This is a genomic window from Flavobacterium luteolum (genome assembly GCF_027111275.1).
In the GTDB taxonomy this organism is placed as follows: domain Bacteria; phylum Bacteroidota; class Bacteroidia; order Flavobacteriales; family Flavobacteriaceae; genus Flavobacterium; species Flavobacterium luteolum.
In genome coordinates, this window is record NZ_CP114286.1 from 4126005 (window position 1) to 4151464 (window position 25460).

The following is a 25460-nucleotide window of genomic DNA, read 5'->3' on the forward strand; positions in this document are numbered from 1 at the left end:
TCAATAGAATATTTTATGAAAAAATTAATTTTGTTCTGTTGGGTTTGTGCTATTTTTGCGTCTTCATATTTAAAAATTAATGCTTAATAAATGCAAAATGATATATCGGCCCCAAAGGCTAAAATAATTCCAAAGACATTAAAAAAACATAAAGAAGCTAGAATTGACAACTATTTCTGGCTTAATGACAGAGAGAATTCAGAAGTAATTGATTATCTAAATAAGGAGAATGCTTATTACGAAAGCATGACTTCTCATACCCAAAAATTAAAAGATAGTCTGTTTGAAGAAATGAAAGCAAGGATTAAAGAAGACGATTCTTCTGTTCCTTATTTCTACAACGGCTATTTTTATATCACACGTTTTGAAACTGGTCAGGATTATCCAATTTTTGCCAGAAAAAAAGGAAGCCTTTCTGCCGAAGAAGAAATTCTTTTTAACTGCAACGAAATGGCAAAAGGACATGCTTATTTTAAATTGGGAGGTTTAAGCATTAGTCCAGATAATAAATTTGCCAGTTTTGGAGTAGATATTGTCGGAAGAAGAATATATACAATTCAATTTAAAAACTTAGAAACAGGTGAAATTTTAGCTGATAAAATAGAAAATGTTACAGGAGCTTCTGTTTGGGCAAATGATAACAAAACTGTTTTTTATGTTAGACAAGATGAAACAACACTAAGAGCTGATAAAGTTTTCAGGCATAAATTAAATACAACTTCAGATAATGATGTTTTAGTTTATGATGAAGTTGATGATACTTTTAATGTGTCTATCAGCAAAGAAAAATCAAGAAAATACATTGTTATTGGTTCTGGAAGCACTTTGACAACTGAATATAGAATCTTGAATTCTAGTAATCCAGAAGGAGAATTTACTGTTTTTCAGTCACGCGTTCGCGGATTAGAATACAGTATTTCTCATTACGAAGATTCGTTTTATATTCTGACCAATAAAGATAAGGCGACGAATTTTAAGTTAATGAAAACGCCAGAAGACAAAACAGGAAAGAAAAACTGGGTAGATCTTATTCCGCACAGAGAAGATGTTTTGTTGGAAGATATTGAGATATTTAAAAACTATTTAGTTGTAGAAGAACGTTCTAATGGATTGAATCATATTAGAATTATGCCTTGGAATGAGGAGCCGGATTATTACCTTCCTTTTGGCAGCGAAACGTACAATGCCTATACAACAACAAATGTTGATTTTGATACTGATATTTTGCGTTACAGTTATCAATCATTGGCAACCCCATCTTCTGTGATTGATTTTAATATGAAGACTAAAACCAAAGAAATCTTGAAGGAACAAGAAGTTTTAGGCGGAAAATTTGATAAAGACAATTATATAGAAGAACGAGTTTGGGCAACAGCAAGAGATGGAGTAAAAGTGCCTATTTCTATGGTTTATAAAAAAGGATTAGAGAAAAATGGTAAAAACCCGTTGTTGCTTTATGCATACGGTTCGTACGGAATTACGATGGATACCTATTTTTCTTCAACAAGATTATCGCTCTTAGACCGCGGATTTGTTTATGCAATAGCTCATATTAGAGGTGGTGAAGACTTAGGAAGACAATGGTACGAAGACGGAAAACTGTTAAAAAAGAAAAATACCTTTACAGATTTCATTGATTGCTCTAAATTTGTAATAGACCAAAAGTATACCTCTCCTGAACATTTGTATGCAGAAGGAGGATCTGCTGGCGGACTTTTAATGGGAGTAATCGTAAATGAAGCTCCTGAATTGTATAATGGCGTTATCGCTCAGGTGCCTTTTGTAGATGTAATTACTACAATGTTGGATGACAGTATTCCGCTTACAACTGGAGAGTATGACGAATGGGGAAACCCAAACAATAAAAAGTATTATGATTATATGTTGTCGTACTCACCTTACGATAATGTAAAAGCACAAGAATATCCTAATATGTATGTTTCTACCGGATTACACGATTCGCAGGTACAATATTGGGAGCCAGCTAAATGGGTTGCAAAATTGAGAGATTTAAAAGCAAATAATAAGCTTTTGTTTTTAGATACCAATATGGATGCAGGTCATGGTGGGGCTTCGGGACGTTTTGAGGCTTTAAAAGACTTAGCAAAAGAATTTAGTTTTTTATTAGATTTAGAAAAAATTAAAAGCTAATTAGAAATTTTTTGTTAAATTTGCAACCTATCAAGGTTAATTTGAAAAGGCCTTTGATTAACTATTTTTTTATGAAAGAAGAAATAACTGCTTATAATAATGTTTTAGAGTTAATAGGAAACACGCCCCTTATTAAGCTAAATAAAATTACCGAAGAGTTAGAAGGAAATTTCTACGCAAAGGTAGAAGCTTTCAACCCAGGTCATTCCTCAAAAGATAGAATAGCGTTATATATTATTGAAGAAGCCGAGAGAAAAGGAATTCTATCTCCAGGAGATACCATTATCGAAACTACCTCTGGTAATACAGGATTTAGTTTAGCAATGGTAAGCATTATTAAAGGTTACAATTGTATTTTGGCCGTAAGTTCAAAATCATCTAAAGATAAAATTGACATGTTGAGAAGTTTAGGCGCCAAAGTGTATGTCTGTCCGGCTCACGTTTCTGCAGATGATGAAAGATCTTATTATAATGTAGCCAAACGTTTGCATGAAGAGACTAAAGGATCAGTCTATATTAATCAATATTTTAATCAACTAAATATTGATGCCCACTACAACACTACAGGTCCTGAGATTTGGGAACAAACAAAAGGACAAATTACGCACTTAGTTGCTTGCAGCGGAACAGGAGGAACTATCTCTGGAACTGCAAAATTCTTAAAAGAAAAAAATCCAAATATTAGAATTCTAGGAGTTGATGCTTTTGGTTCTGTATTGAAGAAATACCACGAGACAAAAGAGTTTGACAGCAAAGAAATTTATCCATACCGTATAGAAGGTTTAGGTAAAAACTTAATCCCGTCAGCTACAGATTTTGATATTATTGATAAATTCATGAAAGTAACCGACGAAGAAAGTGCTCACTCTGCAAGAGAGATTACTAGAAAAGAAGGTTTATTTGTTGGATATACTTCTGGAGCAGTAATGCAAGCTATTAAGCAATATGCTGAAGAAGGCGAATTTACAAAAGATAGTAATATTATTGCTATTTTCCCAGATCACGGTTCTCGTTACATGAGTAAAGTATTCAGTGATGACTGGATGAATGAACAAGGTTTCTTTGATAGTGTTAACGAAGAAGAAGCGCAAAAAATTGAATTTGTAAAGTAATAAAGTACTTTTAAAAATATTTAAACTCCATTCGTAATTTTCGAATGGAGTTTTTTTTTTGAGCAAATTTCCATGAAATACTAAACGATTCAAAAAGTATAATTTATAGTATTGTTGAATATACCGTATTTATACGTAGGAAATTATGATTTTCAATAATTTTAATTTAATAATTTAATAGTATTTATGATTTTGTGTGAAAGTTGTTTGTTGATAAAATTGTTGAAAAGTGTTACTTTAACGAGTATTTAGGTCAGTTGTCGGAAATATTTCCGCTCAAAATCATAATAATCTAGTTTAGAGGTGTTAAAATAACATAAGTTGTTTAATCCCTAAAATCTACTATTATGAAAAAATTACTACTAGCAGTATTGTTTGTAAGTTTTTTGAATGTGAATGCGCAAACACCGATTCAGGAATTTAACTTTAACGGAACTTTAAACAATACAGCAAACACCATCTCATTTATCGGAACCAACAATTTCGTGGCTGACAGAGCAGGAGTTGTAAAAGGAGCTCAACGATTAAATAATAAAGCTTTAGAAGCTGTAATCGATGATCTGCCTCAAGGAAAGAGCTCAAGAACAATTAGCATTTGGGTTAAATTCAATGATATTTCGAATCCAAACTATGTTTGGGGTTACGGAAATCCTCTTAATGCACAATATTGCGGTTTATTACAACAAGGAACAACCTCTTCTAACTCTGATTTGAGTTTGGCTGCTTGGGGAGCTTCTAATGATGTAATTGTCTCTACGCCGCTTGAAAAGAACGTATGGTACAATTATGCTATTACTTATGAAGGTACGACTTCTAAAATATATCGTGATGGTAAATTATTAAAGTATCTGGAAGGTATGGTAAGATCTACTAATGGAAATATTTTTAGATTGGGCGAAATCAATACGACGGTGGGAATTAATGCAGATATTGACGATTTGAAGATCTATAATGTAGCTTTGACACCAGATCAGGTAAATCAGTTGTATGAGAACGAAAAAGCATCTAATTTAATGGCAGTGGCTACAGAGGCGAAGACAACAAAAACTGCAGTAAAAGCAAAACCAAATCAGACAATAATTACTTCGGGCGATGTTAACGGAACGGCAAAAAGCATTGAGGTTTATTCGCAAGGGCAAAAAATAGTGGGAAGTAATGCAACGAATTTAAGCGATCTTCCAGAAGGGACTTATTTATTAAAAATTACAAGTACTCCATCGAAAAAAATTACTTCAAAATAAATGGTTTTTTAGTTTACTTTTTAAATGTTAGTTAGTTTTTTATTGCGCATGCAATTGGGTTTTTGGAATAGTAATGAAAGCTTTCTGTATTCAGAAGGCTTTTTTTTTAGTCTAATTTCCATCCAAAAGTAGTCTGAAATACATAGTCATCTTTTGATGCGCCCGGCTTTGGTTTGTTATCATAGTTATAAACAAACGAAAGTTTGATGAAGAAATCTAATGGTAAATCATATTTGGTATCTACAGAAAAATCGGCACGTATTCTTTTGCTTTCTGTTAAACTCGGAAAAAAATTCACTTTAGATTGAATGCTAAAATCACCAATATCATACAGGTTAAGGTCGCTTCCTAGAAATAATTCCAAACTTTTATTAGGAGTTGCAGTTCCAGTAAAACGTTCGTGGTTAAAAGACAATCCGGAAGCAATTCCCCAGTATTTTTTATTGCTATGCATAAGGTATTTTCCGTAACCTGCTTTTGATACAACACGAAGATCGATATCTTGTTCTGTATTTTTTAAAGTTACAACAGATAGCGGAATAAAATAGTCTTTTGGCAGTAAATGGATATAGCTGACATCGGTATCAATCCTTCGTATAGGATCGCTATCATCTTGTATAGATTGAATTTGTTTGTAGGTTGCATTTCCATACCATTTTTTAGCAGTGTAGCCTAAATTTACATTTATTGTAAATTGCTGTAAACTTTGTGCTTTGGTTAATTTGATTCCTGCGTCGAAACTAGCATCAAGTCTATGCCAAAAATTTTCGTCAACAGGTTTAATGCGTACAATATCAGCGAGATCAACGATGCTTTTGGTTTGTGTTTCAATATTAGTTATTTCACATTTGCCGGGAGTTTCAATTTTGACGATTTTTCCGTTTAGTAAATTGCCATTAGAAAGATTGATAATATAAATTCGATCTGAACTAATATTTTTAACATGTTTCCATTCTAATTTAAAATCCTCTTTGCTGTAATCGGTTTCTATTTGTAATATGCCTTTGTTCATTGTTTTTATTTCGCCAACGATGATATCATTGTTTTTTAAGACAAGAGTATCAGAAACCTGTGCACTGATTTTTAAGAAAAACAAAAGAAAAAGTAGAAATATAGTTTTCTTCATATTTAAGTTTATTTCTTTGATTTACAGCTTGTAATATTAAAGTTAGAAATAAAAATGCAATGTAAGATAGAATTATAAAAAATTAGTGTTTTGAATGTTTTCAATTACTGCAGATAAATTAAATTGAGTTTAAAACAGTTTGAAAGAATGGTATTTGAACTATAAAAGTATTTTTGTGAGAATTATGTATTTCTATGTAGGAATGGTTTGGATATGCTGAATTTTAATTATAGTTTTAACAAATTTTTTAAAAATAATAAACGAAATTTTAAAACTGTAAAATCTTAATCGTTTAAATTTTACAATCAAATACTATTTGCCTTAACCCAAAACTATTCTGATAAAAGCTATAATTATGAAAAAAATATTACTCACTTTAATGTTTGTAAATTTTTTAACTGCTAATGCGCAAAATCCGGTGCAAGAATTTAATTTCAACGGAAATCTAAACAGTGCCGATAACACCATTTCTTTTTTAGGCACTCCAGTTTTTGTAAATGACAGAATGGGAAGTCCTAAAAGTGCTTTACGACTTGCAAACAAGGCTTATCAGGCAGTAGTAGGAGAGCTTCCTCAGGATAATAAACCAAAAACAATATCTATTTGGGTAAAATTTAATGCAGTTAATATTCCGAATTACATCTTTGGATACGGTGCGGCGGTAAATGGACAATATTTTGGTTTGGTGCATCAGCCGGTAACTGGTGGCAATGCAGATTTAAGTTTAGTGGGTTGGGGAGACACAAATAATGTAATAGTTTCAGTGCCATTAGTAAAAGAGACATGGTATATGTATAGTATCACTTATGATGGAAATGTATCAAAAATTTATCGTAATGGCGAATTGCTAAAAACTGTAGAAGGAATTCAGCGTTCAGCAAAGGGCTATATTTTAAATCTGGGAAAATTAAATACTTCAACGAGTATTAATGCAGATATTGACGATTTAAGATTATATAGCGTTGCTATGACAGACGAACAGGTTAGAGAAGCATATAATAGCTCGAAACCAAGCACTTCTTCGGTATCTCAAACAGTTCCTGTGGCTACTAATACTGTAAATGCACCTAAAAAAGCCGCCTCTATACCTGTAAAAGCTTCTGCACCTGTCAACGCTCCAACAGAAACAAATAAAAGCACTAAAACTATTGAGGTTTTTTCGCAAGGAAAACAAATAATGAGTGCTAATGCTTCTAATATAACCGATTTGCCTGAAGGGACTTATTTGATTAAGGTTATTAATTCGGCTGGAAAAAAATAACTGTTTATAAAAAAGCCCTCCATATTTTGGAAGGCTTGACTGTAATTATCTTTTTTTCTGCTGACCAGGAGCATAAGCTTTGGCACTTTTATCTCCATTCATTTTTTTGGCTTGTCCTGGCGGTATTTTTTTGGCAGATGGCGCAGGCGTATAAGTTTGAGTATGTGTATGCGTACTGCAGCTGATTACGCTTAATACTAAGAACAAAAGAACTAATACTACGACAGCAATTCGGGTGATTTTTGATGTTTGCATTTTTAAGTTTGAATTTATTTGAGGTGTTGCAAATATAATCGAAATGTTATCTTTAGTTAGATCTAAGTTTAGTTTAAAATGAGTTCAAATAATAATCTTAACCGAGTTTATTTTAGTTTCGATCTCCTGAATATTTACACAGTAATATGACAATAAAAGAAAAGTTTTTATTAATTGGATTTACAGGTTTTGTTCATTTAGACAAAAAAAAGAGAGACGGAAAGGAAAGAATAACTTTTTGTTCTAAATACTGCAACGAATGGATTTTTCTATTATTGGTTAATGAAAATGGTATTTGGAAAATCGAAAAAAATGAAGACAATGACATTATTAGCACTACATTAAACAAAAATAAATCTTCAATTGATACGGAAGATTTGCTTCTGTTTTTTAAAAACTATTATTACGCGAATAATGATTTCTCGAATGATTTGTAAGTAGAATTAATTTTATAAAAAATTATTTTCTATCTGTAAAACTCCATATATATAAAAGCCATAATAACCTCTATTTTCATGAATATCAAAAATTAAAAGGTAAGTGTTCTGGCAATCTTTAAAATTACAAATTTGATACCTAAATGAAATTGCTGTATTGGGATCTTCTAAGTATTCTAACTTAACAATATTGGTTTGGGCTAAATCCTGATTGGTTATCATGCCAGTTTTGATTAATGAACTTAGGAAATTAGAGGTTTTAAAAGAAATAATAACTTCATGTTTTATTCGTCCGTTTCCGCAGTAGAAATTAAAATGTACTTCAGAATCAGGAGTTTCAATTGGAAGCGACCTTGCGCCACCTAATTGTATTTTTTTTATAATTGAAATTTTGGTCATAATTAGCTCGGAGAATTTGGCTTTAAGTTTTCAGCAGTTTAGGAATATAAATATAACCAAGAACTATAAGTATTACAGAAATAAAACTGGCGTAATCTACAAAGCCATAATAATTCCGGACTTGTTCTCCATTTCGTTTTATCATACGGACAGCTTTTGAATCGCCATTATGAAGTTTTCTAAACACAACTTGATCTCCAATTAAAAAACCATATTGATTGGTGTCGCTATTGCCGCTATCTTCATATTTTATTCCATCCTTACCTATAATGGAATAAGAATATGTTCTGGCAGAATTAGCGCCTCTCTTGTAAGAGCTACTGTCATAAATTTTGCCTTCGCCAAGATTATTTTCGTTTGTATAGATTACATTAATGACAATTCTCTGAAGGAAAATGAGAAAAATTATTAATATAAAACCATGAAAAACAATTTTCTCTTTCATTTTGTGTTGGCCTTGAGAATTTTATAATGCAAACAAATAAAAAAGTCTTCTGAAAATCAAAAGACTTCTATTTTTTTAGCTAATAACACTAATCACAATAAATAAGATTACAAGCGCTATTACAGCAAATTTCATAAATTTTGATGATTGCATAAATCGAGATTTAAATTAGTTTATTTCTATAAATAACAAATATAATTTTTTATTTGAATTAAGGGAAAATTCTGAAAAACAAAAAAAAGCTCCAGAAAAATCCAGAGCTTTTTTAAAATATATTTTTATAGAAAGACTATTCTTCTTTCATGGTATGATAAACGTTCATAACGTCATCATCTTCTTCGATTTTCTCGATTAGTTTCTCAACATCAGCGATTTGTGCTTCAGTCAATTCTTTTGTAATTTGCGGAATGCGCTCAAAACCAGAAGATAAAATTTCAAGACCTCTGTTTTCTAATTCTTTCTGTAAAGCACCAAAACTTCCAAAAGGAGCATAGATTAAGATTCCGTCTTCGTCTTCAAAAACTTCCTCAGCACCAAAATCAATTAATTCTAATTCTAATTCTTCTGCATCGATACCATCCTTTGCAATTCTGAAGTTGCAAGTGTGGTCAAACATAAACTCAACAGAACCTTGAGTTCCCATTGTTCCATTGCATTTGTTGAAATAACTACGAATGTTAGCTACAGTTCTATTATTGTTATCAGAAGCAGTTTCAATTAAGATTGCAATTCCATGAGGAGCATATCCTTCAAACAAAATTTCTTTATAGTTGGCAGTATCTTTATTACTTGCATTTTTAATCGCGCGCTCCACATTGTCCTTAGGCATGTTTGCGGCTTTTGCATTCTGTATAACAGCTCTTAATCTAGAATTGGCGTCTGGGTTTGGTCCGCCTTCTTTAACAGCCATTACGATATCTTTACCAATTCTGGTAAATGTTTTGGCCATTGCAGACCAACGTTTCATTTTTCTTCCTTTTCTAAATTCGAACGCTCTTCCCATTTCTAATTTTTAGTTTTGTGATGCAAAAATACGGTTTTCCTATTTTTTACAAAAACAAAATTGTTCTTTTTTGTTTCAAGTTTCAAGTTTCAAGTTACTTAGTTTGTGTTGAATTTAACCGCAAAGTGCGCGAAGGTTTACGCAAGGTTCGCAAAGTTTTATTTATATAGCTTTGTGAACTTTTTTATTTTATATCTTAACTTAAAAATTTCTTTGTGTGCTTTGCGTAAACCTTAGCGCACTTTGCGGTTAAACCTGAAATCTGAAACCTGAAACCTGAAACAAACTATTTGCTTCCGCCATTAAACTCATTAATAATATTTACGGCTTCGTTGAGGTACGGATTGGTTTTTAGATTATCCATTTGATATTGGTTAATCGTTTTATCATTTGGATAAGCTCCTAAAAGAAACTGATTAACACTCGAGTTATACACATCAAGCGGATTGTTTTCATCGTTAAAAGTATTGATCTCTGTCCAAAGTGCGTCTAATGTTTTTTTCTGTTTGTAAACAGCATCAAGAGTCAACGGAATTTCAGCTTTTGGAGTATTTACAAGTTGATCTATTTTGAGATTAATCTTTTTAATATTGTTAAAAAAGTAATTGTCGGACAGTCTTACTGAACTGTTCTTGGCAATTTTATCGATTAAATTTCGCTTCACATACGTTCTGTATTTTAGGAAAGGTTCGATACTGTCGTTTTTTATGGCTGTCGGGAAATCGCTTTCTTTCTGGTAAACATCCTCATAAAATTCAGGAAGTACCACATCTGGTTTTACGCCAATGTATTGATGGCTTTTGCCTGTAATCCTGTAAAATTTATTAATTGTAATTTTTAAGAAATCAGTATTTTTTTCTTCGTCAAGCGGAAGAATAGTCTGCATGGTTGCTTTTCCTAATGTAGTGCTTCCTAATAAAAGTGCACGATTATAGTCTTGCATGATAGAAGAAAAAAATTCGCTTGCCGAAGCCGTATTGCTGTTAACCAAAACCACGATTGGTCCTCTGTAAATTACCCCTTTAAAAGGATCATTAATTACAGATTTCTCTTTTTTGTTATCAATTACAATCGACAGCGGACCATAATCTACAAACATTCCTGCCAATTTTATAGCTTCTTCCATAGAACCGCCGCCGTTGTCAATAAGGTCAATCACAAGGCCTTTTATACTATCTCTCTGTAGTTTTATAACCTCACGCGCAACGTCATCAGCACAGCCTTTTCTACTGGTGCCATCAAGATCTGCATAAAAACTCGGAATTTTTATATAACCTATTTTACTGTCTTTACCAATGATGAAGCTGAAAACCGAATTTTCTTCATCTTTCATCATTTGTTTTTCAATATAAACATCAAAACTTTTACCTGAATTACGTTTTAAGGTAAGCGTAATATGTTTGTTGCTTTCAGATAAAATCATGGTCGATATAGACTCTAACGAAGCGCACGAAACCTGAAGCGTTTCTTTCTGATTGGATATCGAAATAATCTGGTCGCCTTTTTTTACTTGTCCTGTCTGATACGCTGGTCCGTTTGGGTCAACCTCATCAATAATAATTTCGTTTTTCTCGTTGAGGTTTACCGTCATTCCTAACGACAAATGCTCTTTGGATAAAGATGCAACAAAACTTGTTTTAGAGTCATCACTAAAATAAGCGGTATGCGGATCAAAATACGTACAAAAGAAATTGTATAATTTTTCTTCTTGTTTGCCGTTATTGTCAATTAAAGTTGTAAAACGGCAAATTTCATTCGTAAGAATTTGATTTTTAGAAGCTTGTTCGATCGATTTAAAATTAGCTTTTACAGAATCTAAATTCTCGCTCATCTCAGCAATATCGTCCAAGATTTGATAGCGTAGCTTTTTCATCCAAACCTTTTCCATGTCTTCTTTCTTCAAATAAAAGGCAAAAGACTTCTTGTAAAAACGGATTGTATCTTTCTTAGCGTAATCAATAGGGATTGTCTGAATTTTTTCTAAGACTTTTTTTGTGCGTATAAGGCCATTTATGTACACTGCTTTTATATCAGTAAGAAAACTGCAATCATTCTTTAGAATCAGATCGTCTAAATTGTAACGGTATTTCTTAGCTAGCTCATCGTATTCACTCTTAAAAAAAATATTGCGTGATGGGTCAAGTTCGTTAATTAAATTGTCAAAAACGAACACAGATAAACTGTCATCAACTGGTTTTGGTCTTAGGTGTTCTGCTTGAATAAGCGCATTTATTTTGTTTAATATTTCACAAGTTTCTGCGCTGTTCTGACCAATGGATATAGTTGATGTCAGCAAAAAAAGGAGTAGTGAAATCTTTTTCATAAATGGAAATTCATGGGTTCATGATTAAAGTTACATCAATTTTTTTACAAATTGTAGTATTTTTAGCAAAATATCGACAACTAAAAGTTTTTCATCGTTAAACGAACGCGAACCAAATAATTTAACTTGAATTTGCTTATTTTAAAGCAAAAAAAATGCGTTACAACCGTAACGCATTCTTTAAAATTATAAAGTAAAAAACTTATTTCTTGTAAAAAGGTAATTTTACCACTTTTGCAGGAACATCATTTTTTCTGATTCTTATAAAAATATCGCTGTCAACTGCACTGTTTGCAACGGTTACATATCCTAAACCAATTCCTTTATTCATAGAAGGAGACATAGTTCCAGAAGTTACAATTCCGATTACCGCTCCAGAACCATCAACAATTTCGTAATCGTGTCTTGGCACGGCACGCTCTTGCATTTCAAAAGCAATTAATTTTCTAGTAACACCTGCTTCTTTTTGTTTTTTAAGCGCCTCAGAATTAGTAAAATCTTTAGTAAATTTTGTAATCCATCCTAAACCAGCTTCAAGAGGAGAAGTTGTATCGTTAATGTCATTTCCGTAAAGGCAGAATCCCATTTCCAAACGTAAAGTATCACGAGCAGCAAGACCAATTGGCTTAATGCCAAAAGAAGCTCCAGCTTCAAAAACTTTGTTCCAAATAGCTTCAGCATCAGCATTTTTGCAGTAAATCTCAAATCCGCCAGAACCAGTGTAACCAGTAGCAGAAATAATAACATCGTTAAAACCTGCAAAATCTGCCACTTCAAAATGGTAGTAAGTAATAGCAGATAAATCGATAGAAGTTAATGGTTGCATAGCTTCAACCGCTTTTGGCCCTTGAATTGCCAATAAAGAATATTCGTCAGAAAGATTCTTCATATCAACTCCTAAATCATTGTGAGAAGTAATCCAATTCCAGTCTTTTTCAATGTTAGAAGCATTTACAACTAGTAAATACTCTTCCTCTTTCATTTTATAAATAATCAAATCATCAACAATTCCGCCTTCGTTATTTGGAAGACAAGAATATTGTGCTCTTCCGATCGTCAAAGTAGAAGCATCGTTTGAAGTCACTTTCTGAATCAAAGCTAGTGCATTTGGACCCGTTAACAAAAATTCACCCATGTGCGAAACGTCAAAAACGCCCACACCATTACGAACCGTTTCGTGTTCTGCATTAACCCCTTCATAAGTAATAGGCATATTGTAACCAGCAAAAGGAAGCATTTTTGCTCCTAAACCTTCATGTATGTGCGTAAGCGCAGTATTTTTCATTGTGTTGTTTTATAAAATTGTTTTGCAAATCTATTCAAAAAATATCAAATTAAAAGAGCTTAAATTATAAATTTCGCAATAATTAGGAGCTATTTCCTGCTATCCGCTATATCTTTTGCTTTTTAAAGAAAAAAGCAAAAGGATGCCGCTACAAACGAAGTTCACTGAACTCCAATAAAAAAATAAAATATAGTGAAGTAATCAGGGCTAGGGCTGTCGTTTTCAAAAGAACAATCAGGATTTCGATTTTTTACGTAATTTTATTATATAAAAGTATTCAAATGAAATCACCGTATTTAATTAATAAAGAAGAGATTCAGAAATTATACAAACCCGTAAATCCTCAAACTCATAAAGGGACACAAGGTCATGCGGTGATTATTGCCGGAAGTTATGGCAAAATAGGAGCGGCGGTTTTAGCTTCAAAATCCTGTCTCAAAACAGGCTGCGGACTCGTAACAACTTTTATACCCAAATGCGGTTATCAAATACTTCAAATTTCCATTCCAGAAGTAATGGTGGCAACCGATGAAAACGTGAATTTTATAACCAATATACATTTGCCTTTAATTCCGCAAGCAGTAGGAATCGGACCCGGAATAGGGAAGGAGCTCGGAACACAAAAAGCCTTGTTTGAATTTTTAAGAGTCAATAAAGCGCCTTTGGTTCTAGATGCCGATGCATTGAATATTATCTCAGAAAACTTATCTTGGTTAGAATTAGTTCCAGAAGACACCATTCTAACACCACACCCAAAAGAATTAGAACGTTTGATAGGAAAGTGGAATTCAGAAGCCGAGAAATTCCAAAAAACGATCGCTTTTTCAGAAAAATACAAAGTCATTGTGGTTATGAAAGGTGCGCCAACTTACATCATCAATAGAACTTCAGTTTACGAAAACACAAGTGGAAACGCAGCACTTGCAACCGCAGGAAGTGGCGACGTTCTAACGGGAATTCTCACAAGTCTTCTAGCACAAGGCTACGAACCCAAATATGCTTCCAAAATGGGCGTTTACCTCCACGGATTAACAGCCGATTTAGCTTTGCCCAAAACAGGTTATGAGTCTTTTACAGCTTCAACAATTATTAAATATCTAGGAAAAGCTTTTCTTGAATTAGAGAATTAGAGAATTAGAGAATGTGTCAATTAGATAATTAGTTGTACGTTTTGTCATCCTGAGGAACGAAGGATCACACAAGAAACTCCGCACAGAATATCTCCAATTTTTATCGAATCCAGAGTGTGATCCTTCGTTCCTCAGGATGACAAAAAATGAGAGTAAATCTGCCAAGATCTGCTCAAATCTTTTTGAATCTGCGTGAAAGGAAAAATCTAAAATCAAAAATCATTAAGTTTGTAACATCCAAGATTAGAGACTTAGCAACTTAGTTTCTTAGAATCTTAGAATCTTAAAAAAAATGAAAAACAACTTCGACTTAAGAACAGTAAACGTCATGCGATATATAACGCCACTGCGCGAAGGCGGTTCTTTACCCGCATTAGCAGAAGCCGATGACGACTTTAAATACGTATTAAAATTTAGAGGTGCTGGACACGGCGTAAAAGCCTTAATCGCCGAATTAGTTGGCGGACAAATCGCTAAAGCCTTAAAGTTACAATTGCCAGAATTAGTATTCGCCAATCTCGACGAAGCTTTTGGAAGAACCGAAGCCGATGAAGAAATTCAGGATTTATTGCAAGGAAGCCAAGGATTAAACTTAGCGTTACACTTTTTATCTGGCGCTATTACTTTTGATCCTGCTGTAACAACCGTAGATGCTAAATTGGCTTCTCAGATTGTTTGGCTAGATGCTTATATTACAAACGTAGACAGAACTTTCAGAAATACAAATATGCTGATTTGGCATAAAGAATTATGGCTGATCGATCATGGTGCATGTTTGTATTTTCATCATTCTTGGCATAACTGGGAACAACATGCTAAAAGTCCCTTTGCATTGATAAAAGATCACGTTTTATTGCCTCAAGCTTCACTTTTAAAAGAAGTTGATGCTGAGTTTAAAGCGATTTTAACACCGGAAGTTTTAGAAGAAATTGTCAATACAATTCCGCTAGACTGGCTGCAATGGGAAGATGCAGACGAAACTCCAGAAGGATTGCGAAATGTGTATCTGAAGTTTTTAAAAACAAGATTAGAGAATTCAGAAATATTTGTAAATCAGGCGCAAAATGCAAGATAACCACTTATACGAATATGCTGTGATTCGCGTTGTGCCAAGGGTAGAGCGCGAAGAATTCCTGAATATCGGAATCATTTTGTTTTGCAAAAAAGCCAAATTTATAAAGGTTCTTTTTCATTTAAATAAAGAAAAAATACAAGCCCTTTCTGCCGATTTCGACATCGAACAATTAGAATGTAATTTAACTTCATTGGTAAAAATCGCCAACGGAGCCAAAGACGGCGGTCCAATTGCCGAATTTGAGATTCCAGAACGTTTTAGATGGTTAACGGCAATAAGAAGTTCGGCCATTCAAACCTCAAGACCTCATCCTGGATTTAGTCAGGATTTAGAGAAAACCATTCAGCGTTTGTTTGAGGAGTTAGTTCTTTAGGGAAAGGTTCAAAGTTTTCTTAACCGCAAAGTTCGCTAAGAATTACGCTAAGGTTCGCAAAGATTTTATACAAAGCTTTGCGAACTTTTGCGTTTTATTAAAATCAAAATCTTCGCGCCTTTGCGGTTAAATAAAAACCACGAACTACATCTAAATGCAATCCGTGGTTTAAAAACTAAAAATAACTTATTTTAAGGGTGATTTTTTTTAGAAAGAACCACAAACATTACCGCCTAAAGTAGGTCCTGCATTTGCAGAAATATCAGCTTTAACGGCAGTATTAGCCAATTTTACGATAGAATATGGCGGAGTAAAAGCGGTTCCGCTTCCAGCTTGAGTTCCTGTTACACTTGTAAATATATTGCTTGTAGAAGTAACGGCTGTAAAGCCAGTCATTAATTCGATTGGGTTTTTTACGCCTTCAAAAACATTGCTTTCTACGCGAATGTTTGCTTCAAATCCTGCTGCAATACATTTATTGCTTACGGTGCTGTTAAAGAAACTGTTTAGAATATGCACTTGTCCAAAACGAACTCTTGGCATTCTTTCTCTACAGCCTGGAGCCCACCAGCATCTTGCAAAAGTGATTCTCAATTTTCCGCGATCAGCAGTTGCGCCATCGCTTGAACCAATTAAATTTGAATATCTATGATCATCTGATCCTCCAGAACCGCCCGCTTTTGGAGGTTTTAGGTAATGAAATTTAGTGTACGTAACCGAAATATAATCTGATTTGTTTTTGATGTCGAAGTTTCCGTCAACACCATCTCTAAATTCGCAGTGGTCTATCCAAACATTTGTACATTCGTCTAGAACAGCATTATCCCATCCGTCAGTATCATAAGCACCAGGCCCTTCAAAAATCAAGTTTCTGATGATGATGTTTTTGCATCTTTTGATGTTGAAAATTCCAGAACCATCTTTAGTTTGGTCAGTAGAAACTAATTTAGCACCGCTTGCACCATAAATAGTTTTTCCGGTTTGATCTTGAAAAGACAATCTAGCTGTAATTGTAATTGTTCCAGAAACCTTAATCACTTTTACAGCCGTGTTTTCTACAGCCGATTTCAGTTGAGCGTAAGTGGTAACTGTAGTTTCAGCAGCAGAACCACCGCCAGTTGTTCCGCCGTTTTGAGAAGCCCATCCTGGAACCTCGGCGCAGTTTCCGATTTTACCAGTCGGATTGGTTGCAGAAGCATCAATCGTTGTTTCGTTTGTTGGTTGAATACTTGCTTCTGTGTTTGAAGCGATTTCTTCAGAGTTACATGCCGTAAATCCGAAAATCAATGTTACAGCGAACATTGAAAGTGTTGATTTTAAGTTCATAATTAAAGTTTGGTTATTTAATAAGTTAACAACGCAAAACTCAATATTATTTGTAGGAAAAAAGTTGAACAAGTTCAAACTTTCGTAAAAAAATCTATTAAATATGTTTTTTTAACACTTCTAAATTTACAAAAATGTATTTTATGTCTATTTTTACGTAATCGATTACATTAATTTAAGCCCCTAATTAATAATGAGTTGAAAAAACAAATTTAACCTCACCAAAAACCACAAAAACCACAAGATGTACAACCTACTAAGAACCAACATTGAGCGAAAGATTCCGCTCACAGATGAAGAATGGAATATTATTGTTTCCAAAGCAGAACTCATTAAACTGAAGAAAAATCAATTCCTACAAGTCCAGAATTCGAATAGCAGTTACGAAGGATTTATTTTGAAAGGATCTTTCAAAACCTACATTCTAAATGAAAACGGAACAGAAACGGTCATTTTTTTCTCATTCGAAGACGAATGGATTTGCGATCTGGAAAGTTTCTACCATCAAAAACCAACCACATACAATATTAAAGCCATAGAAGACAGTGAAATAGTAGTCATCAATAAAATGCAGAAAGCATATTTGTTCGCTGTAATTCCGAAACTCATTAAGTTTCATGTCATGATGATCGAACGTGCCAATGTCGCCATTCAGCAGCGGCTTTTAGATGTGCTCCATAAAACCTCCAAACAACGCTATTTGGATTTTAAAGAACGTTACCCGCAAAAAGTAACTTCGATAAACAATAAGAATTTGTCTTCTTATTTGGGCGTTTCGCACGAGTTTCTTTCGAAGATTAAGAGAACGGTTTCTTAGTTTTTAAGGTTCAAAGGTGCAGAGACGCGAAGTGATAAAGGTTTTTCTGTAGAGACGCACTGCTGTGCGTCTCACGCGTTATATGAAAATCTCGCAATCCCGATAGCTATCGGAAGCAGAGACGCAAAGTTTTATTCTCAAAGTTATACGCAATCTTGTCATTTCGACGAAGGAGAAATCTTCACGAGAAGCTCGACAAAGATTGGATTATCATTGCGGAGTTACTTGCGAAGATTTCTCCTTCGTCGAAATGACAAACTACATGGGAAATTTATATAAAAACTTCGCACCTTTGTCCCGATAGCTATCGGGATCGTGGCAAAAAAACTTGATTAAAAATTCATAATCCCAAAAAGGCATTCAGTAGAAAAATGAAGCATTATATTTTCCTTTTCTTCATTTTCAATAACCAATAAATCACTGGTTTCTAAATGGTACGACTTTTCATTAATTGTAATAACTGTAGTCTCTAAAGAAAACAAAATAATTATTTCAGCATTACAATTCTGATTGCGATTTGCAATTTCCAGTTTATGATAGGATATTTTTTCAGAAACCATCCAATTAAAATCAGTGCCTTTGGTGAAAGAAGTTACTTCATCATCCGAATTAAATTCCATGATTTCATACTTCCCGTATGCCTTTTTTTCTTTGTTTACCTCAACATCTAAGTCGTTATCAAGCATAACCAGATATCGGTGATAGCCTTTAAATTTGGTAAACTCTGAAGGCGTTTGCTCTATTGTAGCACTGCTTATTCTAAATGCGAAATCTCTATTGGCATAAATGGCTGTTTTTGGATAAATCATATATTCATACGTCAATCCGCCACTCCAAATAGAGGGGTTAGTATTTTTTTTAGAGAAAAGCTGTATGTTCATTTATTGAATGTTTTATTTAGAGAAAATTTGTCGTTTGTTTGAAGAGCTCGTGTTGTAACTATTTTGAACCATATAAGTTATATAAGATAATGTAAGGTTTGTCTAAAAAAGGAATCTAGCAAAGTTTTTTTAGGCAAAGTTTACATACAGTTTGTCATTTCGAGGAACGAGAAATCTTCGCGAGAAGCTCTACAAAGATTGGATTCTCGTTGCGGAGTTACTTACGAAGATTTGCTTTGCCTGTTCGCTATCGCTCGAGTCTCGTTCCTCGAAATGACAAGATTGGGTATATAATGCATGAAATAAAACTTAGCGAATCTCTGCGTAATTTTTTGCGAATCTTTGTGGTATAACCCTACAACACTTTCTCCAAATAAATAAACTCCAAAGGTTCAGCAGAAACTGTAGTATGAATTTCACTTTCAGGGAAAGCTTCACGTTTTCCTGTATCTACATAACCATGACGTTTGTACCACGCCACAAGCTCCTCACGAACCGAAATTACTGTCATAATAATACTCGATAATCCCAACGATTTTGCATGAATTTCAGCTTCTGCCAAAAGTTTTTTCCCGATTCCGCTGTTTTGAAGTTCTGGCGAAACGGTAAGCATTCCTAAATACAATTGATGTCCTTTTTCAACCAATAAAACCGAACCAATAATTTTGTCATTCTCAGTAAATTTCAGAATTGTATTTTTTGGATCAAGAAAGATTTCCGTCATTTCCTGTTCGTCGGTTCTTTTTCCTTCTAGTAAATGCGCTTCGGTTGTCCAGCCTTTTTTAGAAGTTTCGCCTCTGTAAGCTGAATTTATTAAGATGGTTAATGCTGGAATGTCTTCCAGTATTGCTTTTGTAATCATATTATTTTATAAAAAAAAATGAATTGCCTCCAGCTTTAGCTGGAGAAGCAAAATTACATTAGAAAATGGCTTTAGCCTAATCTTTTTGTTAGAACACAGATTTAACAGATTCGTTATCACGAAGACGCGGATTTACAATGATTAAATTAAAAAATCCTTATAATCCACACTATAGGAACAGCTTTTATTAATAGCGGTGTTCATTGATCGATCTTACAAAATTTTCTGCTAGTGTTAGTCATGAAGCACTTTATACAACTCATCCAACAATTCCATTTCATCAGAAGGCAAAAGCTGTATCGCGATTTCAAGAAGAAGCATAGCATCAATGGCAGTTTGAGATTCTTCCTGTTGAAGCGTGTTAATACTTGTTCTTAATAGCGAAATAATGGTTTGCATTAATTCGTTGTAACACGATATGGTCATTTTGGTTTTAAAAGAGTTACTGTTCTTTTTACGGGGTTTTAATTGTGTAAAATAGTTAACTCTGGCTGCAAATTCTAAAAAATCGGTTATTGATAATTTACTTGGTTCTATCATGGCTTATAGTTTTAATTGATGTAAAAATCTTACTTTTGTGTAATTAGCGGCAAGTAAGCCAGAGATTTTGAGTTACAAAAATATTTACGTTTGTTTATCACAAATGGGCTTAGTTTTTTACAAAAATCTATTTTTCCTTAAGAATTTTAAATATCTTTGATTCATGAGCACAGCAGTAAAACCAAAACATATCGGCAGAAATATTAGCCGAATTAGAGAACTAAAAGGCATGAAGCAGGAAGCTTTGGCAATGGCAATTGGCGTAACGCAACAAACGGTTTCGAATATTGAAGCGAGTGAAAATGTTGACGAAGAAAAGCTTAACCAAATTGCAGAAGCTCTGGAAGTAACTGTTGAAGCAATTAAAAACTTTTCGGAAGAAGCTGTTTTTAATTATTTTAATACTTTTAATGATGCTGTTTCAAATAGTAGTTTTGGACAAGGAGCAAATAATAATTACGACTGTACTTTTAATCCTTTAGATAAAGTCGTTGAACTTTACGAACGTTTGGTGCAAGCTGAAAAAGATAAAGTGGAGTATTTGGAGAAATTATTGAACGGGAAATAATCCATTTTTGAAGATATATTAAATTGAAAAGAGACCTTTGATGAGGTCTCTTTTTTTGTTCTACTGCTAATAGGAGCGGATATTTATTTTATTTTTTCGAAATAGTAATCTTGATCAAAATCAAAGATTAATTTGGGTTTTATATAAAAATTTCTTTTAATACTCATTTGATAGTCACCTTTGCCAAATTCATAATCGTAATGAATATTAATCGTGGTTCCTTCTCCTGAATTATTTAAAGTGTATTTTCCTTTTCCCCAACTTTGACTTTCGTAAGTGTAATTTTCTAAAAGTATTAATGTATCATTTTTGTTTGGACCATCTATGCCACTTCCATTACTTACATAAGTTCCTATAATCATGGATTTGGTAAAGAAGTTGTCATATAAATAGATTAACCCGATTAAAAATACAATTGAGAACAATATTTTTTTATTCATTTTTTAATTTTGGTTAATTTGTTTATTGCTATATTTAGGAAGCTTACGCTAGCTAGAGAAGAGAAGTCGTTAGTAAAACTTTACAGCAATACTAATTTTAATTCATTATCTGTATAAATTATTAAATTCTCTTTACTTTCATCAATATATAAATCTCTTATTTCGCTTACTAATTCTAATTGAATCTCTTTAAGTATTTTCTTTTCTTGTTTATCAATGAATAATATAGTCTTTCCTTTTCCGATAAGGATAACCTTTTCATCTTTAAAAGCCAAATAGCTCAACGCATGTTTTGAATGGTATTTCGAAATATCCATTTCCCAAATTCTAGTAATAGTATCATCTTTAAATACGTAGAATTCAAGTTCATTTGGAAATGATACGGCAAATTCATTACCATTGAATGCAAATCCGCTAGAGGTGTTATTCCATTCTTTAAAGAAACAATGAATAAATTGAACGCTCAAATCTTCTTTAAGATGATATAAATTAAAATAGGTTTCTTGGTCGTAACTATTAAAAGCAATTAAGTTATTATGATTTGTTTTAGGACTAAGAGTACCATCTTCAGCTTTAGTTTTGCTAATTATTTCAAAATTTTCAGAAAGTAAGACTATTTCCCAATTTTGAGAACTGCCAATGTATAAGTTTCTTGATTGAAGATAAGTGATTTGATCTAAAACCAAATCTTTGGGTAATGTTATCGTTTTTGTGTGGTTAAAAGATTCTTCCTCAATAATTAATAATCTGTGATCTCCTGTAGGAACTATAATATTTCCTTTATAATCAAAAGTAAAATTTCTAATTGTAGGTACATCAATATTTATAATTTGGTTGACTATAATTTCATTCCCATATTTTGAATACTTTACTAAGTTAGAATTTTTAGTTAGAGCGATATATATTGATAACTTAAGAGGGTTTTCTTTTAAGAAAAATATTCTGTTATAATGATAATTTTCGGTTGATAGATGTGTTGTTTTATTTGAAATTATTTCAGAATAATATTTTTCAAAATGATTTAAAATACTTTCACATCTTCCTTGTTTTGCTAAATAATATGGTGTTCTGCTGCTACTGTCTTTTTTCCATTCACATCCATTTTTATAAACGAAATCAAATACTTCAGGTAAATCAAGCCAGGCTAACTTATGAAGTAAATTGCTTTTGTTTTCATCACAACCATCTAGTTCGATTTTATGCTTTAAATAAATTTTTACACATTCAATTGATTTACACTTTAAATATTGAGGTTCTTGTTTGTCTATTTTTGCACCATTACTCAATAACAAATCAACTATTTCAGCCTTGTTTTCCTGAGTTGCACAAAAAAGCTCTCTGTCATTCATTGTTGCTCCTTTTTCGAGAAGATACTTTGCAATTTCATAATTATCTGCCCAACATAATGGAGTAGCATATATTCCACTTCTCTCAGAATTAACATTGGCACCTTTATGCAAAAGATATTTAACCATTTCAAAATTTCCAATTAAGGATGCAATATGCAATGGTGTATTATCCATCCATCCCTTTAAAAATATTTCAGATGGATTATTTTTTAAATGTTTTTTGGCTTCTTCGTTTTTATGTTCTTTTATAAGAATGAATATTTCAGGTGTTTGTGTATGATCAGTCTGATATATGTTTGGCTCGGTTGTTTCTCTCAATTTGTTAATTAATATATTTAAAAACCTCATTTCGAATTCTATTTTTTATTCAATATAACGTGGTAAATATAAGATTTGTACTTTTAAAAAATGGTTGTCAAAATAAAAAACCATAGGTTACAATATATTATAATCTATGGTTCTAAATTTTTTATTTTAAAGATAAATTATTTACCCCAAGAAATCCTTTAACTCCTCATAACTCTTAATCTTCACACTAACTTTCTCCTCATTAATAACGCTTTCAATTTGAACAGGAATAGGAAGTGTAATGCCTAAAGCAGGTTCAACAACATCTAAGAATTTAATAGGATGTGCCGTTTCTAAGAAAATACCAATGGCGTTCGGGTGTTTTTCTAGTTCTTTTTTCAAACCTAAATAACCCACAGCGCCGTGTGGTTCTGCAATGTAGCCTTCAGGTAGATTGTAGATGTGTTTCATTGCTTCAAGCGTTTCTTCATCGGTATAACTATAAGAAGAAAAGTCTTTTTCGAAAGCTTTTAAGTCATTGTTGTATAATTCCTGAATTCTAATAAAGTTGCTTGGGTTTCCAACGTCCATGGCGTTAGAAATTGTCGCTTTAGAAGGTTTCGGGTCGTATTTTCCGTTTTCTAAGAATCTTGGCACCGTGTCGTTTACGTTTGTAGACGCAACGAAATGTTCAATTGGCAAACCTAATTTCTTTGCCATAATTCCTGCGCAGATATTCCCGAAGTTTCCGCTTGGGCAAGAGAAAACTAAAGGTTTGTTTTGGCTTTTCAACGCTTTGTAAGCAAAGAAGAAATAAAACATTTGCGGTAACCAGCGCGCAATATTAATAGAATTTGCAGAAGTCAGGTTTTTGTGCGCTAAAGTTTCGTCTAAAAATGCTTTTTTCACCATATCCTGACAATCGTCAAAAACACCGTCAACTTCAAGGGCTTTAATGTTTTGCCCTAAAGTAGTCAATTGTTTTTCCTGAATGTCGCTCACTTTTCCAGACGGATATAAAATGACAACATCAACGCCGTCAACGCCAAGAAATCCGCTCGCAACGGCTCCGCCTGTATCTCCAGAAGTCGCAACTAAAACAGTGTTTTTAGCGTCTTTCTTGTCTTTATTGAAATATCCCAAACAACGTGACATAAAACGCGCTCCAACGTCTTTAAACGCCATTGTTGGTCCGTGAAATAATTCTAACGAATAGATTCCGTCTTCGACTTTCACAACAGGAAAATCAAAAACTAAAGTTTCAGCAATGATTTCTTTTAGTTTTTCTGCTGGAATTTCGTCACCAACAAATTGTTTAATCGCTTCAAAAGCAATTTCTTCGTGGCTTAAACTTTCGATTTTATCAAAAAAAGAAGGATCAAGCGGTGTAATGCTTTCTGGGAAATATAATCCTTTGTCAGTTGCTAATCCTTGTATAACAGCTTCTTGAAAAGAAACTTTTGGGGCATTATGGTTTAAACTGTAGTATTTCATTGGTTGTTTTTTATTTAACCGCAAAGCACGCAAGGAATTGGTTTCTTTTGAAAACGCAGAGTTCGCAAAGCTTTGTGGTTATATTTTTTATTCAATAGTTATTTTTAAGCATTTTTGTCATTTCGAGGAACGAGAAATCTTCGCAAGTAACTCCGCAACGTTAATCCAATCTTTGTCGAGCTTCTCGTGGAGATTTCTCCTTCGTCGAAATGACAAACTGCACGGTTATGTATTGTGTCTATGCTTTGCGGGAGCTTCGATGGAGTTTATCCTGAGGAACGAAGGGCTCAGCCTGACAAACTTTGTCTTAATACTTAATTCTTCGTACTTAATACTTTTCTACAAAATTCTTACGCCATCGGGATTTATCTTCGAGACATGAATTTCATACGGCAAATTCATTTTTTCGTAAACGTCGCTCATGGCTTTTGCGATTTTTTCAGCGGTTTCTTTTCCTCTGCTTAAAGCGAAAATAGACGGGCCAGAACCTGAAATTCCTGAACCTAAAGTGCCGTTTTCATAAGCCGTTTGTTTAATTTGGTCAAAACCAGGAATTAAAACACTTCTTAAAGGCTCAACAATTTCGTCATGAAGCGAACGTCCGATCAATTCGTAATCTTTAGTGTAAAGACCTGCAACTAATCCGCCCACATTTCCCCATTGCATGATGGCGCTTTTTAGGGAAACGTTTTGTTTTAAAACCGAACGAGCATCAGAAGTTTTCAATTCAATTTGCGGGTGAACCACCGTTGCGTATAATTCTTCGGGACTGTCAATTCTGATAATATCAAGTGGCGCGTAGCTTCTTACCAAAGTAAATCCGCCTAAAAGGGCAGGAGCAACGTTGTCGGCATGCGCGTTTCCGCTGGCTAATTTCTCGCCCTGCATCGCAAACTGAACTAAATCTTTACGAGAATAAGGTCTTCCCAATAATTCATTAATTCCGAAAACCGCTCCGGCAGAACTTGCAGCACTGCTTCCAATTCCGCTTCCGGCTTTGATATGTTTATAAATTTCGATTTCGAATCCGAAGTCTAGTTCGTCCAAAGTTTCTAACATTGCTAGAGCCGCAACTCCAGAAACGTTTTTTTCGGTTTCTAAAGGCAAATCGGCACCCACAATTTTAGTGATTCGAACTCCTTTTTGATCGACTTTTCGAACAATCATTTCATCGCCCGCATTGTCTAAGCAAAGTCCAAGTACGTCAAATCCGCATGAGAGATTGGCAATTGTAGCGGGACAGAATAATTTTATTTCCATTTTTAAGGTTCTGAGGTTC

The 25460-nt window shown here is 33.5% G+C and carries 25 protein-coding genes; 10 read left to right on the top strand and 15 right to left on the bottom strand.

Annotation, left to right across the window (positions count from 1 at the left end; all coding sequences use genetic code 11):
- Positions 1 to 90 precede the first annotated feature (90 nt).
- From OZP10_RS17735 to OZP10_RS17745, 3 genes are all read left to right on the top strand, one after another.
- Positions 91 to 2151, top strand: a complete 2061-nt coding sequence (locus OZP10_RS17735) for a S9 family peptidase (RefSeq protein ID WP_281632059.1) — start codon at positions 91 to 93, stop codon at positions 2149 to 2151.
- A 71-nt stretch (positions 2152 to 2222) separates the two neighbouring features.
- A complete protein-coding gene (capA, locus tag OZP10_RS17740; protein ID WP_008462690.1) occupies positions 2223 to 3263 on the top strand; it encodes a cysteate synthase in 1041 nt (346 codons plus the stop codon).
- Between the two features lie 347 nt (positions 3264 to 3610).
- Entirely contained in the window at positions 3611 to 4504 is an 894-nt protein-coding gene (locus tag OZP10_RS17745) for a LamG domain-containing protein (RefSeq protein ID WP_281632060.1), read from the top strand.
- A gap of 106 nt (positions 4505 to 4610) precedes the next feature.
- Here OZP10_RS17745 and OZP10_RS17750 read toward each other — a convergent pair whose 3' ends face one another.
- Positions 4611 to 5630 (bottom strand): DUF481 domain-containing protein, encoded by a 1020-nt coding sequence (locus OZP10_RS17750; protein ID WP_281632061.1) that lies wholly within the window; start codon positions 5628 to 5630, stop codon positions 4611 to 4613.
- Positions 5631 to 5985: 355 nt separating this feature from the next.
- On the opposite strand from OZP10_RS17750, the gene OZP10_RS17755 reads away from it, so the two are divergent.
- The gene (locus tag OZP10_RS17755) at positions 5986 to 6891 is read left to right on the top strand and encodes a LamG domain-containing protein (RefSeq protein ID WP_281632062.1); all 906 of its coding nucleotides are present in this window, start codon (positions 5986 to 5988) and stop codon (positions 6889 to 6891) included.
- A 45-nt stretch (positions 6892 to 6936) separates the two neighbouring features.
- Here OZP10_RS17755 and OZP10_RS17760 read toward each other — a convergent pair whose 3' ends face one another.
- Positions 6937 to 7146 carry a hypothetical protein gene (locus OZP10_RS17760; protein ID WP_281632063.1) on the bottom strand — a complete coding sequence of 70 codons (210 nt, stop codon included), beginning with the start codon at positions 7144 to 7146 and terminating at the stop codon, positions 6937 to 6939.
- A gap of 146 nt (positions 7147 to 7292) precedes the next feature.
- Here OZP10_RS17760 and OZP10_RS17765 point away from each other — a divergent pair, with 146 nt between their 5' ends.
- On the top strand, positions 7293 to 7583 hold the full coding sequence (locus OZP10_RS17765) for a hypothetical protein (protein ID WP_281632064.1): 291 nt from the start codon (positions 7293 to 7295) through the stop codon (positions 7581 to 7583).
- Between the two features lie 12 nt (positions 7584 to 7595).
- On the opposite strand, the gene OZP10_RS17770 is transcribed toward OZP10_RS17765, so the two are convergent.
- From OZP10_RS17770 to gcvT, 5 genes are all read right to left on the bottom strand, one after another.
- A complete protein-coding gene (locus tag OZP10_RS17770) occupies positions 7596 to 7982 on the bottom strand; it encodes a hypothetical protein (protein WP_281632065.1) in 387 nt (128 codons plus the stop codon).
- Between the two features lie 22 nt (positions 7983 to 8004).
- Positions 8005 to 8427, bottom strand: a complete 423-nt coding sequence (locus OZP10_RS17775; RefSeq protein ID WP_177210129.1) for a hypothetical protein — start codon at positions 8425 to 8427, stop codon at positions 8005 to 8007.
- A gap of 289 nt (positions 8428 to 8716) precedes the next feature.
- Positions 8717 to 9430 (bottom strand): YebC/PmpR family DNA-binding transcriptional regulator, encoded by a 714-nt coding sequence (locus OZP10_RS17780; RefSeq protein WP_012024626.1) that lies wholly within the window; start codon positions 9428 to 9430, stop codon positions 8717 to 8719.
- Positions 9431 to 9716: 286 nt separating this feature from the next.
- The gene (locus OZP10_RS17785) at positions 9717 to 11753 is read right to left on the bottom strand and encodes a S41 family peptidase (RefSeq protein WP_281632066.1); all 2037 of its coding nucleotides are present in this window, start codon (positions 11751 to 11753) and stop codon (positions 9717 to 9719) included.
- Positions 11754 to 11955: 202 nt separating this feature from the next.
- Positions 11956 to 13038: a glycine cleavage system aminomethyltransferase GcvT gene (gene gcvT, locus OZP10_RS17790; protein WP_281632067.1), complete on the bottom strand. Its 1083-nt coding sequence runs from the start codon at positions 13036 to 13038 to the stop codon at positions 11956 to 11958.
- Positions 13039 to 13319: 281 nt separating this feature from the next.
- Between gcvT and OZP10_RS17795 the strand changes: the two genes are divergently transcribed.
- The 3 genes from OZP10_RS17795 to OZP10_RS17805 all read left to right on the top strand — a co-directional run bounded on the left by OZP10_RS17795 (position 13320) and on the right by OZP10_RS17805 (position 15616).
- Complete coding sequence (locus OZP10_RS17795; RefSeq protein WP_281632068.1) at positions 13320 to 14168, top strand: NAD(P)H-hydrate dehydratase; 849 nt, start codon at positions 13320 to 13322, stop codon at positions 14166 to 14168.
- A 292-nt stretch (positions 14169 to 14460) separates the two neighbouring features.
- Entirely contained in the window at positions 14461 to 15243 is a 783-nt protein-coding gene (locus OZP10_RS17800) for a HipA family kinase (protein ID WP_281632069.1), read from the top strand.
- Positions 15233 to 15616, top strand: coding sequence for a DUF3037 domain-containing protein (locus OZP10_RS17805; protein ID WP_281632070.1), 384 nt, complete (start codon positions 15233 to 15235; stop codon positions 15614 to 15616). Before OZP10_RS17800 ends, OZP10_RS17805 begins: the two co-directional genes overlap by 11 nt.
- Positions 15617 to 15823: 207 nt before the next feature.
- Here the strand turns inward: OZP10_RS17805 and OZP10_RS17810 are convergent, their stop codons facing one another.
- Positions 15824 to 16942, bottom strand: a complete 1119-nt coding sequence (locus tag OZP10_RS17810) for a pectate lyase family protein (protein ID WP_281632071.1) — start codon at positions 16940 to 16942, stop codon at positions 15824 to 15826.
- Between the two features lie 244 nt (positions 16943 to 17186).
- Here OZP10_RS17810 and OZP10_RS17815 point away from each other — a divergent pair, with 244 nt between their 5' ends.
- A complete protein-coding gene (locus OZP10_RS17815) occupies positions 17187 to 17759 on the top strand; it encodes a Crp/Fnr family transcriptional regulator (RefSeq protein ID WP_281632072.1) in 573 nt (190 codons plus the stop codon).
- A 332-nt stretch (positions 17760 to 18091) separates the two neighbouring features.
- On the opposite strand, the gene OZP10_RS17820 is transcribed toward OZP10_RS17815, so the two are convergent.
- From OZP10_RS17820 to OZP10_RS17830, 3 genes are all read right to left on the bottom strand, one after another.
- Positions 18092 to 18640, bottom strand: coding sequence for a HutD family protein (locus OZP10_RS17820; RefSeq protein WP_281632073.1), 549 nt, complete (start codon positions 18638 to 18640; stop codon positions 18092 to 18094).
- Between the two features lie 355 nt (positions 18641 to 18995).
- Complete coding sequence (locus OZP10_RS17825) at positions 18996 to 19502, bottom strand: GNAT family N-acetyltransferase (protein WP_281632074.1); 507 nt, start codon at positions 19500 to 19502, stop codon at positions 18996 to 18998.
- A gap of 234 nt (positions 19503 to 19736) precedes the next feature.
- Positions 19737 to 20042, bottom strand: a complete 306-nt coding sequence (locus OZP10_RS17830) for a hypothetical protein (RefSeq protein WP_281632075.1) — start codon at positions 20040 to 20042, stop codon at positions 19737 to 19739.
- A gap of 163 nt (positions 20043 to 20205) precedes the next feature.
- Between OZP10_RS17830 and OZP10_RS17835 the strand changes: the two genes are divergently transcribed.
- Complete coding sequence (locus OZP10_RS17835; protein WP_281632076.1) at positions 20206 to 20610, top strand: helix-turn-helix domain-containing protein; 405 nt, start codon at positions 20206 to 20208, stop codon at positions 20608 to 20610.
- A gap of 83 nt (positions 20611 to 20693) precedes the next feature.
- Here OZP10_RS17835 and OZP10_RS17840 read toward each other — a convergent pair whose 3' ends face one another.
- The 4 genes from OZP10_RS17840 to OZP10_RS17855 form a co-directional block, all read right to left on the bottom strand.
- A complete protein-coding gene (locus OZP10_RS17840) occupies positions 20694 to 21050 on the bottom strand; it encodes a hypothetical protein (RefSeq protein WP_281632077.1) in 357 nt (118 codons plus the stop codon).
- Positions 21051 to 21130: 80 nt separating this feature from the next.
- Complete coding sequence (locus tag OZP10_RS17845) at positions 21131 to 22717, bottom strand: ankyrin repeat domain-containing protein (RefSeq protein ID WP_281632078.1); 1587 nt, start codon at positions 22715 to 22717, stop codon at positions 21131 to 21133.
- Between the two features lie 171 nt (positions 22718 to 22888).
- Positions 22889 to 24181 (bottom strand): threonine synthase, encoded by a 1293-nt coding sequence (gene thrC / locus OZP10_RS17850; RefSeq protein WP_281632079.1) that lies wholly within the window; start codon positions 24179 to 24181, stop codon positions 22889 to 22891.
- A 339-nt stretch (positions 24182 to 24520) separates the two neighbouring features.
- A complete protein-coding gene (locus OZP10_RS17855; RefSeq protein ID WP_281632080.1) occupies positions 24521 to 25441 on the bottom strand; it encodes a homoserine kinase in 921 nt (306 codons plus the stop codon).
- Positions 25442 to 25460: the final 19 nt, after the last annotated feature.